This window comes from Coriobacteriaceae bacterium (assembly GCA_025992855.1).
GTDB lineage: Bacteria > Actinomycetota > Coriobacteriia > Coriobacteriales > Coriobacteriaceae > Collinsella.
This window is the reverse complement of record DAJPGB010000001.1, coordinates 567,941-580,865: the sequence shown is the minus strand read 5'-3', so window position 1 is coordinate 580,865 and position 12,925 is coordinate 567,941. Positions and strand designations below refer to the sequence as shown.

13 protein-coding genes are annotated in these 12,925 nt (G+C 63.3%); 9 read left to right on the top strand and 4 right to left on the bottom strand.

Annotation, left to right across the window (positions count from 1 at the left end; genetic code table 11):
* Nucleotides 1–25: 25 nt before the first annotated feature.
* The gene (locus OIL88_02395) at nt 26–601 is read right to left on the bottom strand and encodes a hypothetical protein (protein ID HJI71225.1); all 576 of its coding nucleotides are present in this window, start codon (nt 599–601) and stop codon (nt 26–28) included.
* A gap of 136 nt (nt 602–737) precedes the next feature.
* Between OIL88_02395 and trxA the strand changes: the two genes are divergently transcribed.
* The 9 genes from trxA (at nt 738) to OIL88_02350 (ending at nt 9,404) form a co-directional block, all read left to right on the top strand.
* Entirely contained in the window at nt 738–1,058 is a 321-nt protein-coding gene (gene trxA, locus OIL88_02390; GenBank protein HJI71224.1) for a thioredoxin, read from the top strand.
* A gap of 221 nt (nt 1,059–1,279) precedes the next feature.
* Nucleotides 1,280–1,528, top strand: a complete 249-nt coding sequence (locus OIL88_02385) for a hypothetical protein (GenBank protein ID HJI71223.1) — start codon at nt 1,280–1,282, stop codon at nt 1,526–1,528.
* Nucleotide 1,529: 1 nt separating this feature from the next.
* Nucleotides 1,530–2,042: a nickel-responsive transcriptional regulator NikR gene (gene nikR, locus OIL88_02380; protein ID HJI71222.1), complete on the top strand. Its 513-nt coding sequence runs from the start codon at nt 1,530–1,532 to the stop codon at nt 2,040–2,042.
* 42 nt (nt 2,043–2,084) lie between these two features.
* On the top strand, nt 2,085–4,541 hold the full coding sequence (hypF, locus tag OIL88_02375; GenBank protein ID HJI71221.1) for a carbamoyltransferase HypF: 2,457 nt from the start codon (nt 2,085–2,087) through the stop codon (nt 4,539–4,541).
* A 131-nt stretch (nt 4,542–4,672) separates the two neighbouring features.
* Nucleotides 4,673–4,933 (top strand): HypC/HybG/HupF family hydrogenase formation chaperone, encoded by a 261-nt coding sequence (locus OIL88_02370; GenBank protein ID HJI71220.1) that lies wholly within the window; start codon nt 4,673–4,675, stop codon nt 4,931–4,933.
* Complete coding sequence (hypD, locus tag OIL88_02365; protein ID HJI71219.1) at nt 4,933–6,045, top strand: hydrogenase formation protein HypD; 1,113 nt, start codon at nt 4,933–4,935, stop codon at nt 6,043–6,045. The genes OIL88_02370 and hypD overlap by 1 nt, the downstream gene beginning before the upstream one ends.
* A gap of 84 nt (nt 6,046–6,129) precedes the next feature.
* A complete protein-coding gene (hypE, locus tag OIL88_02360) occupies nt 6,130–7,164 on the top strand; it encodes a hydrogenase expression/formation protein HypE (GenBank protein ID HJI71218.1) in 1,035 nt (344 codons plus the stop codon).
* Between the two features lie 126 nt (nt 7,165–7,290).
* On the top strand, nt 7,291–7,959 hold the full coding sequence (locus OIL88_02355) for an HAD-IA family hydrolase (protein HJI71217.1): 669 nt from the start codon (nt 7,291–7,293) through the stop codon (nt 7,957–7,959).
* Nucleotides 7,960–8,282: 323 nt separating this feature from the next.
* Nucleotides 8,283–9,404: an IS110 family transposase gene (locus OIL88_02350; protein ID HJI71216.1), complete on the top strand. Its 1,122-nt coding sequence runs from the start codon at nt 8,283–8,285 to the stop codon at nt 9,402–9,404.
* Nucleotides 9,405–9,846: 442 nt separating this feature from the next.
* On the opposite strand, the gene OIL88_02345 is transcribed toward OIL88_02350, so the two are convergent.
* From OIL88_02345 to OIL88_02335, 3 genes are all read right to left on the bottom strand, one after another.
* Nucleotides 9,847–10,404: a hypothetical protein gene (locus OIL88_02345; protein ID HJI71215.1), complete on the bottom strand. Its 558-nt coding sequence runs from the start codon at nt 10,402–10,404 to the stop codon at nt 9,847–9,849.
* 236 nt (nt 10,405–10,640) lie between these two features.
* Nucleotides 10,641–11,177: a PTS glucose transporter subunit IIA gene (locus OIL88_02340; GenBank protein ID HJI71214.1), complete on the bottom strand. Its 537-nt coding sequence runs from the start codon at nt 11,175–11,177 to the stop codon at nt 10,641–10,643.
* A 140-nt stretch (nt 11,178–11,317) separates the two neighbouring features.
* Nucleotides 11,318–12,766 carry a glycoside hydrolase family 1 protein gene (locus OIL88_02335; protein ID HJI71213.1) on the bottom strand — a complete coding sequence of 483 codons (1,449 nt, stop codon included), beginning with the start codon at nt 12,764–12,766 and terminating at the stop codon, nt 11,318–11,320.
* Between the last annotated feature and the right edge of the window lie 159 nt (nt 12,767–12,925).

Genomic DNA, 12,925 nt, shown 5'->3' with positions numbered 1-12,925 from the left:
GCAATCGCTCGCCGGCGCCAATCCGCTACAGCGGAGCGGTCGCCGGAGTCAGCTGCTTGATATAGGCCCACATGCGCTGCTTAGCGGCCTTGTCGGTGAGTGCCGCCTCAAAGCCGTCGAGCGCGAGCACGCGGCGGCCCTGCACATGGGCGACCAGGCCGGGCTTGAGCATGGCGGTGTCGAAGTCATCGATCGCCACGAGCATATCGGCGTAGGTCTCGCGCATGGCATCGGCCGCGTTGTTGTCGAGCAGTAGCACCGCCTCGGGGTCCAAGGCCTCGAGCGCCTCGCGGAACAGCTCGCACGGCAGAGTCTCGCCCACCGCGACCGCTCCGTCACCCACGCCGGCGACGCTTGCCAGCACGCAAAAATCCTCGGGCGCGTAGCCGATGGCCCCAAGCGCCTTGCGCAACGCCGCGCCATCCGGGCCGGCGGCAAGCTCGCCACCCGAACGCTCGGCCTCGTCCAAATCGCCTTTGACCAGCACGATCGGCGAGCACGCGTTGCCCACGATGCGCACGCCACGGACCGCAAGCGATGTGAGCTCCTGCTCGGCCGCCTGGGCGATGGCTTCTTTTTTCTGGCTTTGTGACGTGGACATGCGCTCTCCAATCGTTTGCGTGCCCACCATTATATAAAAGAGCCGCCTGCGAGTGGTTGCTTTGCGGGCGGCTGGGTATAAGCACGGTCGTACTGAGTTTTACGCGGCTGAGCCGCGTCACATTATGGAGGTCACCATGGCTGACATTAAGCGGATTACCCCCGAGAACTTCGATTCCATCGTTAACGGCAGCCTGCCCGTGCTGGTCGATTTTTGGGCACCGTGGTGCGGGCCCTGCCGATCGCTCTCGCCCATCGTTGACGAGGTTGCCGATGAGCTGGCGGGCAAGCTTGCCGTTGCCAAATGCAACGTCGATGACAACCAGGACCTGGCCATGAAGTATGGCGTCATGAGCATCCCCACGCTGATTGTGTTTAAGAACGGCGAAGAGATTGACCGCTCGGTTGGCGCTCTGCCCAAGGCGAGGCTGCAGGCGCTGCTGGAGAAGCATCTGTAATACGCTTGTTACTTACCCGCCGTCCATGAGCGGTTTTGCACCGCTCGCCGGACTGCCGGGTGCGGCGCGTGCGACCACGGATAGTATGGTAGTTACAAACAGCCCCCAGTGAACGGGTGCGAGTCGCACAGACTCGCACCCGTTTTCTTATGCAGCTGCGCACAGAGTGGGCGTAGTAAAATCTGAACCACTGAACTGCCCCATACAAAAGGAGATTTCCCATGCATGACGTTGGAATGAACATGAGCCAGCTTGCCATGAGCGTCAAGCAGGTCGACGACACCATCGAGCTCGCTCACGAGTGGAGCCATCAGCTGCTGCATGCGACCGAGAATTTTGACATGGAGCGCATCGGCGCCAAGCTCGAGGCAGCCATGGCCGCGCTGCACGAGGCCCACGACGCACTCGAGGGCTACGAGGAAGCCATCGAGGCCGACCACAACTCCGTCGGCTCCGTGAAGCTGGTGTAACGTGGCCGAACACGAGCACGGCTGCGGATACGAGCACGAGCATCCGCACGGGGCGGACGGTGACGCGGGCTGCCACTGTAGTGGCTCCGGCTCCGAGCTGGTCCGTTTTTCGGTTACCGCACCGGACGACCTGCTGCGTCGTTTTGACGAACAGATCGCGCGCCGCGGCGACGTGGCCAACCGCTCCGAGGCCGTGCGCGACCTGATTCGCGCCTCGATCGCCAAGGAGCAGATGCGCACGCCCGACGAGCATGTTATCGGGTCGCTCACCATGATCTACGACCACCATACCGGCGACCTGACGCGCCGTCTGGACGAAGTGCAGCACGACTACACCGACGAGATCGTATCGACCATGCACGTGCATCTGGATCACCACAACTGCTTGGAGATTCTGGCGCTCAAGGGTCGCGGCGAGCGCGTCTACGAACTAGCCGACCGTCTGCTGGGCCTGCGCGGCGTTAAGCACGGCGAGCTCACGTGCGCCGCCACCAAGCAGAGCCTGGGGCTGTAGCGCACCTGTCCCTATTTGGTCGGTTTTGATGAGGGGTGTCGCATGCGGCATGTGCATATTCATGTAACGGGCATTGTGCAGGGCGTTGGCATGCGGCCGTTTGTGTATCGCGAGGCCATGGCGCATGGCATTTGCGGATGGGTGCTCAACGCGGGCGACGGCGTGCATATCGAAGCGCATGCTCTGGCCGGTGCGCTCGATGCTTTTGTTGCCGCGCTTTCTGAGCATGCGCCTGCGGCAGCCCGCGTAGAGCATGTCGAGGTTGTGGACCTGGCAGCCAACGGTTGGGATGCCGCCAATGAAGAGGGTTTTCGCATCGTAGCATCGCAGGACCAGACCGCGCACACGACGCTCGTCTCGCCCGATATCGCCACCTGCGACGATTGCCTGCGCGAGCTGTTCGATCCCGCCGACCGACGCTATCACTACCCCTTTATCAACTGCACTAACTGCGGCCCACGCTTTACCATCATCCGATCGCTGCCTTATGACCGAGCGGCTACCTCGATGGACCGTTTTCCCATGTGCCCTGAGTGTGCCGCGGAGTATGCCAATCCGCTCGACCGTCGCTTTCACGCGCAGCCCGATGCCTGCTTTGATTGCGGGCCGCATATCATGTGGCGCGAAGCGAGCGTGGGCGATGAGCCGGGCGAAGCCGCCGCGCCGCTGGCCGTCGGCACCACGCGCGAGACCAGCGACGCCATTATCGACCGCTGCGTTGAGCTGCTGGCCGTTGGTGGCATCGTCGCCATCAAGGGCCTGGGCGGATTCCATCTATCCTGTGACGCCTCCAACGAGCAGGCGGTAGCCGAGCTTCGCCGCCGTAAACGCCGCAGCAACAAGCCACTTGCCGTTATGGTGCGCAGCCTTGCCGACGTTGAACGCCTGTGCCATATCAGCGACGTTGAGCGCGGCTTGCTGGCCGGCAGCATTCGCCCCATTGTGCTGCTGCGCCGACGTGCTGTTTGCGAGAGCGGCGATTCCCCCGACGCCCTCGCGCTCGCGCCGTCCGTCGCGCACGACCTTCCCGAGCTCGGTGTTATGCTCCCCTACACCCCGCTTCAGCATCTGTTGCTTGCCGCGGCAGAAGCCTGCGGTATGCACGCGCTCGTCATGACCAGCGGAAACCTGAGCGAAGAACCCATCGAGACCGACGACGACCTTGCCTGGGAACACCTCGTTGCCGCCGGCATCGCCGACGCGTTGCTCGGCAACGACCGCGCAATTCTGTCGCGCTACGACGACTCTGTGGTACGCGTGGTCGACGGCGCCGTTATGCCCGTGCGGCGCGCTCGCGGATATGCACCCCAGCCGCTGCCGTTGCCGGCGCTCGACGGCACTCCGTCCTGCGTGCTCGCCTGTGGGCCACAACAAAAGGCCACGATTGCGCTCACACGTGAGGGGGCGAACGGCGAGGCAACCTGTTTTGTGTCGCAGCATATCGGCGATGTTGAAAACGGCGGGACCTTCGATGCCTGGAACGCCGCGCGCACGCGCTTGGAAGATCTCTTTGACTTGGCGCCCGCCGCCTTAGCCTGCGATGTACATCCCAGCTATCTATCGAGCCAGTGGGCGCGCGAGCAGGCGCGAAAATGCAATCTGCCGCTCGTCGAGGTGCAGCACCATCATGCGCATATCGCGAGCGTAATGGCCGAGGCTATCGCCGCGGGCCAGCTTACAACCGACGAGCGCGTCCTTGGCATCGCCTTTGACGGCACCGGCGCCGGTACCGATGGGACCATTTGGGGCGGCGAGTTTCTTGTTGCCGGCCTTGGCGGCTTTGAGCGCGCCGCGCATTTGCGCACCTGGGCGCTCCCCGGCGGGGCGGCCTCCGTGCGCGACGCCCGCCGCAACGCCTTTGCCCTGCTCAGTGAGCTCGGCCTGCTCGAGCACCCAGGCGCCGCTCGGCTTTTGGACAGCCTCGACGAGCAAACGCGCAGCGTGACGGCCACCATGATCGAGCGCGGCATCAACAGCCCGCGTACCAGCAGCATGGGTCGCTTGTTTGATGCCTCAGCCGCGATCCTGGGCATTTGCGGCCAGGCAACCTACGAGGGCGAACCCGCCATCGAGCTTGAAGCCGCCGCCTGGCGCGCGCTCGGCGGTAAGACCGTTCGTCTCGGCGGCAATCATACAGGCGTATTCACGTCTGCCGATGACTCCCCCATCTTGGACCCCCAACCACTCATCGAAGCTCTTATGAATGGAATCGAGGCAGGCGCGCCGGCCGATAGGCTCGCCCTCGAGTTTCACATCGCCATCGCACGCTCTTCGGCACGAATCGCACGCGAAATCTGCGCGCGCGAAGGCCTCGATACCGTCGCGCTCTCGGGCGGTGTGTTCATGAACCGGCTTTTGCTTCAGCTCCTTACCCACGAACTCAAAGACGCCGGTCTTGCCGTCTTGGTCCCCCACGCCGTGCCCGTCAACGACGGCTGCATCGCCTACGGTCAGGCCACCATCGCTCGCGCTCGCCTCGCGCAGACAGCATCGCGATAGGCTGTTTTGCCAGCCTGCGCGCCGCCGTCTCACAGGTGTAACGCGTTTGCTCGTGACTCCCGCGAGCGCTACCATCAACTGATGGGTAATTAGGCGCCTATCCAGCGCAAAACGTATAAAAGGGGAACATTATGTGCCTTGCCGTTCCCGGTAAAGTGGTCAAACGCGACGACGACCTTAAGGCGACCGTCGACATGATGGGCATCGAGCGCCCCGTTTCGCTGCGCCTCGTGCCGACGGCACAGGTAGGCGACTATATTCTCGTGCACGCCGGCTTTGGCATTCAGATTGTCGACGAGCAGGAAGCCCAAGAGACACTCGAACTCGTCAATACCATGACCGAGCTGGCCGAAGAGGACCAGCTCGCCACCAACCCGGCGGAGGCATACTAGTGGCGGCCGGACAGCCGGCTCGCTCCGGTATCGACTTTTCGGCATTCCGCGATCCCAAGCTGGCTCGCGAGCTCATCGAGCGCATCCGTGAACTCGTCGGCGATCGCGCCATCAACCTTATGGAAGTCTGCGGCACGCACACCGTGAGCATCGGTCGCTATGGCTTTCGCTCCATTATGCCTGCCGGGCTCAAACTGCTGAGCGGTCCGGGTTGCCCCGTCTGTGTTACCGCCAACCGCGATATCGACCATGCAATCGCGCTCGCCAAGATGTACGGCGCCATCATCACCACCTTTGGCGACATGATGCGCGTGCCCGGGTCGTCTACCTCGCTCGCCGCGCAAAAGGCGGCGGGGCGCGATATTCGCATTGTGTACTCCCCGCTCGATGCACTCGATATCGCCGAACACAACCCCGATCGCCCGGTCATCTTTATGGGCGTCGGCTTTGAGACCACGACGCCTGCCATCGCCGCCGCCATCCTGGAGGCAGACGCGCGCGGGCTGCAGAACTTCTCGGTCTACTGTGCCCATAAGACCACGCCGCCGGTGCTGCGCGCCATCGCCAACGATCCCGAGACCACTATCGACGGCTTTATCCTGCCGGGCCACGTCGCCACCATCACGGGCCTGGCGCCCTTTAGCTTTTTGGTCGACGAGTTCAATACCCCGGGTGTGGTCACCGGGTTTGAGCCGGTCGATATCCTGCAAGGTATCTGCATGCTGGTCCAGATGGTTGTCGAGAAAAGGCCGGCGATCGACAACGCCTACCGCCGTGGCGTCAACGCAGACGGCAACCCCGTGGCGCGCCAGCTGGTCAAGCAGGTGTTTGAGCCATGCGACACCACGTGGCGCGGGCTGGGGCCGATTACCAACTCGGGCCTTTCCATCCGCCCCGAGTTCTCGCGCTTTGATGCCCGCACTCGCTTTGACGTGCCCGTTGAGACGACGGTCGAGCCGCGTGGGTGCCGCTGCGGCGACGTGCTGCGCGGGGCCATTACGCCGAGCGACTGCCCTCTGTTCGGCCACGCTTGTACACCCGAGCATCCCGTCGGCCCCTGCATGGTGAGTTCCGAGGGCAGCTGTGCAGCATATTTCCGCTACCGAGGCTAATGGGTTCCGCCGCTCTAACGAACGGCGGGCCGGTCGACGCTACACCTCACCCATATAATTCCGTCCTCGATTGGAGTTTTCGATATGTCCCGTACTGCCACCGATAGCACCGTCCTGTTGGGCCACGGCTCCGGCGGGCAGATGATGAAGCGCATCATCGACGAAGTCTTTTTGGATGCCTTTGGCTCGCCCGAGCTGCTCGAGGGCAACGACGCCGGCGTCGCCGCGCTGCCCGCGAGCGGGCGCATCGCCATGTCGACCGACAGCTTTGTGGTCTCGCCGCAGTTCTTCCCCGGTGGCAACATCGGCCGCCTCGCCGTGTGCGGAACCGTCAACGACGTCGCGACCTCGGGCGCCAATGTGCGCTATCTATCGTGCGGTTTTATCCTCGAAGAGGGCTACCCCATGGACAAGCTGCGTCAGATCGTGCAGACCATGGCCGAGACGGCGCGCGAGGCGGGCGTGGCGATCATCACCGGCGACACCAAGGTGGTCGAGCGCGGCGGGGCCGACGGCGTCTACATCAATACCGCCGGCGTGGGCGAGGTGCCCGAGGGCGTGGCGCTCAGCGGCGCCAACTGCCAGCCTGGCGATATCATCCTGGTGTCGGGTACACTCGGCGACCACGGCATCGCCATCATGAGCCAACGCGAGGGCCTGGCGTTTTCGAGCACCATCGAAAGCGATGCCGCGCCGCTCAACCACCTGATAGCCGACGTTCTGGCCGCAGCCCCCGGCACGCGCTGTTTCCGCGACCCCACGCGCGGCGGCCTTGCATCCACACTCAATGAGTTTGCGCAGGCCAGCGGCGTTGCGATGGAGGTCGATGAGGACGCCGTGCCCGTGCGTCCCGATGTGCAGGCGGCTTGCGAGATGCTCGGCTATGACGTGCTGCAGGTGGCAAACGAGGGCAAGATGGTCGCCGTGGTGCCGGCCGAGCAGGCCGATGCGGCTCTAGCCGCCATGCGTTCCGCCCGCTACGGCGAGAACGCCGCGATTATCGGCCGCGTGCTGCCGCTTGGGTCGGACGCTCGACCCGCCGTGCGCGTACGCACCGGCTGGGGCTCGACCCGTATCCTCGACATGCTCGTGGGAGAACAGCTGCCAAGGATTTGCTAGCGGCAAAGGCTCGCAGCTGGCGCAGCGCGGTTCAAGACCGGCAAAGATATTCAGATTCCAAACGCGCCCGATACGCAGGCCCAGTATCATGGAGTGCGTTTTATTACCCAAACGGCAGGAGCACCCATGGCGGCAGCGTTTTCCCATGTGATTTTTGACCTTGACGGCACCATCCTCAACACGCTCGAGGACCTGGCAGCCACCGGTAACCATACCTGCGAGATGCACGGTTGGCCCACGTTTGCCGTTGACGAATACCGCTATAAGGTGGGAAACGGCATGCTCAAGCTGGTCGAGCGCTTTATGCCCGCCGAGTATGCGGGCGACGGCCGTATGTTTGAGCAGACGCTTGCCGAGTTTAGGGCTTATTACGGCGAGCACAAGGAAGACCACACCGCACCGTACGCCGGCACGATCGAGATGCTCGACCGCCTGCGTGCCGCGGGCGTGCAGCTTGCCGTGCTCACCAACAAGGACCACGTCTCGGCGGCTCCGCTTATCGAGAAGTACTTTGGTTCCGAGCGCTTTGCGCTGGTGCAGGGCCGCGTCGATGCGTTTCCTCCCAAGCCCGAGGCACCTGTTACGCTGCATGTGATGAAAGAGCTAGGCGCCGACCCGGCAACCACACTCTATGTAGGCGATTCCAATGTCGATGTTTTGACCGGTCACAACGCTGGCCTTAAGAGTGCGGGCGTCAGCTGGGGCTTCCGCGGCCGCGCAGAGCTGGAAGCCGCTGGCGCCGACTACGTGGTGGACACCCAGGACGAGCTCGCAGCGCTGATCCTGGGCGAGTAAACGCTCATCCCTCCCACGGGTAGCTAATGTGGGACGGGGCTCTTTTAGCTGCCCCCCCCTGCACCAAAGGAATGTCCCCGACTGCCGGCAGAAAAGGAACGTCCCCAACTGCCATCTTCGGCAGCGATGGCAACGCCACAGGTACAAGTGCCACCTAAGCCAGCCAAGGAAACGCCGTTGTTTTGGCACCGACAGACACTATGACCCAATCCGAGGGCACTGAAAAGATAGGAGCCCCCGCTCGTGACCGCGGGTCGGGGCTGCGACAATGATGTTGAAGTGCCATAGGCGCAGCCGCGCCGCAACGAGGTTGGGAGGCTCCCATGCCAAAGTATTCTACCGCGTTCGGGATGGACGTCCACCTGAGGTCGACCACCGTCTGCGCCCTCGACGCGGACACCGGCGAGGCCGTGACGAGGAGGTTCCCCGGCAACCCCTGGGGCGAGATCGCCGGGTGGACGGATGGGTTCCCCGGGCCGTCGCTCGCGGCCTACGAGAGCGGCTACCTCGGCTTCGCCCCGCAAAGGGAGCTCGCCGGGCTCGGCGTCGAGTGCGTCGTCGCCGCGGTCTCGAAGATCCCCAGGTCGGCCGCCGACTCGGCCTCCAAGAACGACAGGAACGACGCCGCCAGGATGGCAAAGGCGATACTCGCCCACGACATCTCCCCCGTATGGGTCCCCTCCCCCGAGGTCGAAGGCATCAGGGACCTCGCCGGCGCCTACGACGGGGCGACCGCGCGCCTGGCGACCGCCAAGCAGCGGCTGCTCGCCTTCCTCGCAAAGCGGGGGTTCGTCTACGGCGGCACCACGCCCGCCGGCAACCCGAGGAAGTACTGGACCTACGACTTCCTGAGGTGGCTCGACAAGGTCAGGCCGGAGGACGATGGCGGGGCTCGGACGCTCGCCGCCCTGAGGAACGAGGTCGAGGCCGCGGCGGAGGCCCGGGCGGACCTGCTCTCCGAGTACAGGGCCGCCGTGGATGCCAGCCCGATCGCCGCGGAGGTGGCCGCCCTCCAGTCGATCAAGGGCTGCGCCTTCGCGCTGGCCGCGGCCTTCTCGGCCGAGGTCGGCGACTTCGCGAGGTTCCGTTCCGGAAGGCAGGTCACGGCCTATTTCGGCCTCGCGCCGAGTCAGAGGTCGAGTGGCGACTCCGTGCGGCTCGGAGGCATCAGCGGTGCGGGCAACGCGCTCGTGAGGAAGCTGGCCGTTGGGGGCTCATGGTGCTACGCCGCGGCACGGCACCAGCCGAAGCTCATGCCGAGGGACACGGGCGTGCCCCTCGAGATAAGGATGCACGGGAGGAAGGGGTCCGAGCGGCTCCTGCGGCGGCGCGAGGAGATGCTCGCCCGCGGCATGCCCGCGGCGAAGGCCAACGCGGCCACCGCGGCCGAGCTCGTGAGGTGGCTCTGGGCCCTCGGCATGATGTGCCGGGAGGGCGCGGAATAGACATGGCCCCCGTCCCGGCGAGCCGGGCGGCCTTCGGGGATACCCCCTATTTCGCTGTGCGCGCGGAGCCCTCCGCATGCGCCTCGACAGACTTGGGGAACCCCGCCGAAGGAATGGAGTGCGGGCCGACAGAACGGTATCCGCGGATATGAGACTGAGCCGAAGGCGTCGATGACATGCCGGGGGCGGACCGGGACGGGTTAACGGCAGGCCCCGCCGACCGATTGCAAGCGGTCGGCGGGGCCATTGTGGCTCTTGACAGCGGATTGGGTCATATGAGCGAAAACCCGCCAGAGCGAGCAAGGTGCCTTGAAACGAGGCGGCATTGACCTTCTGGTCATGCCGCCGAAGTTGAAAGGCAGATTGCCGCCCTGGCGGGCTTGCAGCGTCGAGCAGTTACGGCGTTTGGTAAAACGCCGTAACAAACTACCGCGTAACTCCCCTAGCTCAGCATTGCATCCATCATCTCGGAGTTGACGGAGTCGTCGGCAGACCACTCGCCGTCGTCGTTGCAGGTGTACTTGAAGATAACCGTGGTCTTCCTGGGCTCGGTGGCCTTGGTCACATCGACCATAACCTGACCTGCCATCTTGTACAGCTCGTCATCGGAAGGAACCGTATCAAGCGCGGCAACCTTCTCCTGATACTGGGTGGAGAAGTCCTCGACAATCTTGTTCATGGACTTGCAGGTGATGGAGACCTCGGCGGTCGCGACACCCTTGTCCTCGTCGACCGTCACGTCGCCGATCTCGTAGTCAAAGCCTTCGAGATAGGTCTTGGCATACTCCTTGGGATCGATACCCAGCTGCTCGAACTCGTCGCCCGAAGCCTCCTCCAGACCAGAAAGGAACTCGTCGCCACCGTTCTTGACCTCGTCAAACTGAGTCGTAAGATCCTCGGTGATGAGTTCCTCGATCGAAGGGCCTCCACAACCGGAAAGCACGACCACGCATGCAACCAAAACGGCCATGAGGGGCGCAAGCAGCAGCTTCTTTTTCATGTTGTTCCTCCCAATGAGCGGCACCGCGCTTCCCAGACACGGCGCACGTTGTAATAAGGTAAGCCCATAGTATCCACTTATGAACACCCTCGGCAGTACGAAGGCGCGGTCGGTTCGTTTTAGTATCCGAACGGTCTGTAGACTTGCCCAACGTACAATAAACGCGTGCACCCGGTCTAATAAAAAGGGTGGCCGGACAATCCAACCACCCTAAAACATCCTCTGGACGTTACAGCTTACTTGCGGACGACCTTGACGATGGCATCGCCGGCGGCGACGGCGGACTCAGCCTCAACGGCGAGCTCGACATCGGCAAACTCGGCGGTGTTGGACACAGCCACGACGACGCAGTCCTTGTAACCGGCAGCGGCGATCTTGGCGCGGTCGATCTTGAGTATGGGCTGGCCAGCCTTCACGACGTCGTCGGCCTTGACGAAGCCCTCGAAGCCGTCGCCGTTCATGTTGACGGTATCGACACCGACGTGCACCAGAACCTCGATGCCGCTATCGGACTGCAGGCCCACGGCGTGACCCATGGTGACGGTCACCTTGCCGTCGCAGGGAGCGTAGACCAGGTCGTCCTCGGGCCACACGGCGCAGCCCTTGCCCAGGACCTCGCCGCCAAAGACGGGATCGGGCACGTCGGCCATCTTGATGACCTTGCCCTTGACAGGCGAGCACAGCACGTCGGCGCCGGCAGAAGCAGAGATGGAGGCCGGAGCAGCAGCAGCCGCGGGCTCAGCCTTCTTCTTGAACATGTCAAACAGACCCATACGTTTTCTCCTCTTGATTAAGCGCAACGTTATGCGCATACCTATGGTGATTATAGTGCCAAATGGTTCAAATGCTAAGGTGGGGACTCGAATCGCGAGCCCATCCCAACGCTTTTCCCCGGTGGCACTCATATTGTCGATTAATCCAGGCCCTCGGCACCGTTGGACTTGATGATCTTCTGGTAGGCGTAGAAGCTGTCCTTGCGGCGGCGCTCGTAGGTGCCGGTGCCGTCGTCGTACTTATCGACGTGAATGAAGCCGTAGCGCTTGCGCATCTCGCCGGTGCCGGCGGAAACCAGGTCGATGGGGCCCCACCAGGTGTAGGCAATCAGGTCGACGCCGTCGGCAATGGCCTCGCCCATGGCCTTGACGTGGCTCTGCAAGTAGGCGATACGATACGGGTCGTGGATGGAGCCGTCCTCCTCGACCTCGTCGTAGGCGCCCATGCCGTTCTCGACCACCATCAGCGGAATCTCGTAGCGGGCGTAAATCTCGTTGAGGGCGATGCGCAGGCCCAGCGGATCGATCTGCCAGCCCCAATCGGTGGACTCCAGATAGGGGTTCTTGCCGCCAAAGGTCATGTTGCCCTCGGTCATCTCGTGATCCTTGTGGGTGCCCACGGTGCCGGACATGTAGTAGCTAAAGGTGTAGAAATCGACCTTGCCGTCGGCGATATCCTGCAGGTCGCCGTCCTCCATTGCGAGCTCGACGTCGTTCTCGGCCCAGAAGCGCTTGGCATAGAACGGATACTTGCCGCGCACCTGCACGTCGGAGCAGTACCAGTTCATGGAGTTCATCTGCTGCTGCGTGGCGAACACGTCGACCGGATCGCACGTGGCGGCGTAGGAGAGGATAAAGCAGTCCATGTTGCCCATCTTGAACTGCGGGTAGTGCTCGTGGGCGTAGCGCACGACGCGGCCGCTGGCGACAAACTGGTGATGCAGGGCCTGGAAGCGCTGCTGAGCGGTGGTCTTGATGGCGCTTGCCGGGCCCTCGAAGCCCTGGATCAGGCCGGTCTCCATCATGGCGCCCATGTCCATGGTGCCGCAGTTGATCTCGTTAAAGGTCAGCCAGAACTTGACCTTGTCCTGGTAGCGGTCGAAGACGGTCTGGCAATACTTCTCAAAGAAGCCGATGAGCTCGCGGCTTGCCCAGCCGTTGTACTTCTCGACCAGGTGATAGGGCATCTCGTAGTGCGAAAGCGTCACGAGCGGCTCGATGTTGTGGGCGCGCAGGCAGTCGAAGACGCGGTCGTAGAAGGCGAGGCCGGCCTCGTTGGGCTCGGCATCGTCGCCGTTGGGGAAGATGCGGCTCCAGGAGATGGACATGCGGAACATGTTGAAGCCCATCTCGGCGAACAGCGCGATGTCCTCCTCGTAGTGATGGTAGAAATCGATGCCGTCATGGTTGGGATAGAAGCGGTTGGGGTCGATATCGATCGTGATCTGACGCGGCTCCTTGTAGCTGCCGCCCAGGAAGTGGTCGTCGACGGAAGCGCCGCGGCCGTCCACGTTCCAAGCGCCCTCAAACTGGTTAGCGGCGGTGGCGCCACCCCAATAGAAACCCTCGGGGAACTTGATGTTTGCCATGAGCATCTCCTTTGCATCGTGGGTCGATAATCCGAGTATCGCCCACGCGGGAAACATGCGGAGGCGGGGGCGCCAAACCCGATACTTCTTTTCGCAGCGGCACCCCGCCGCCTGCCCGCCCCTGACACTTCCTGACACCTGCCAAAAAGGGACAGGTTT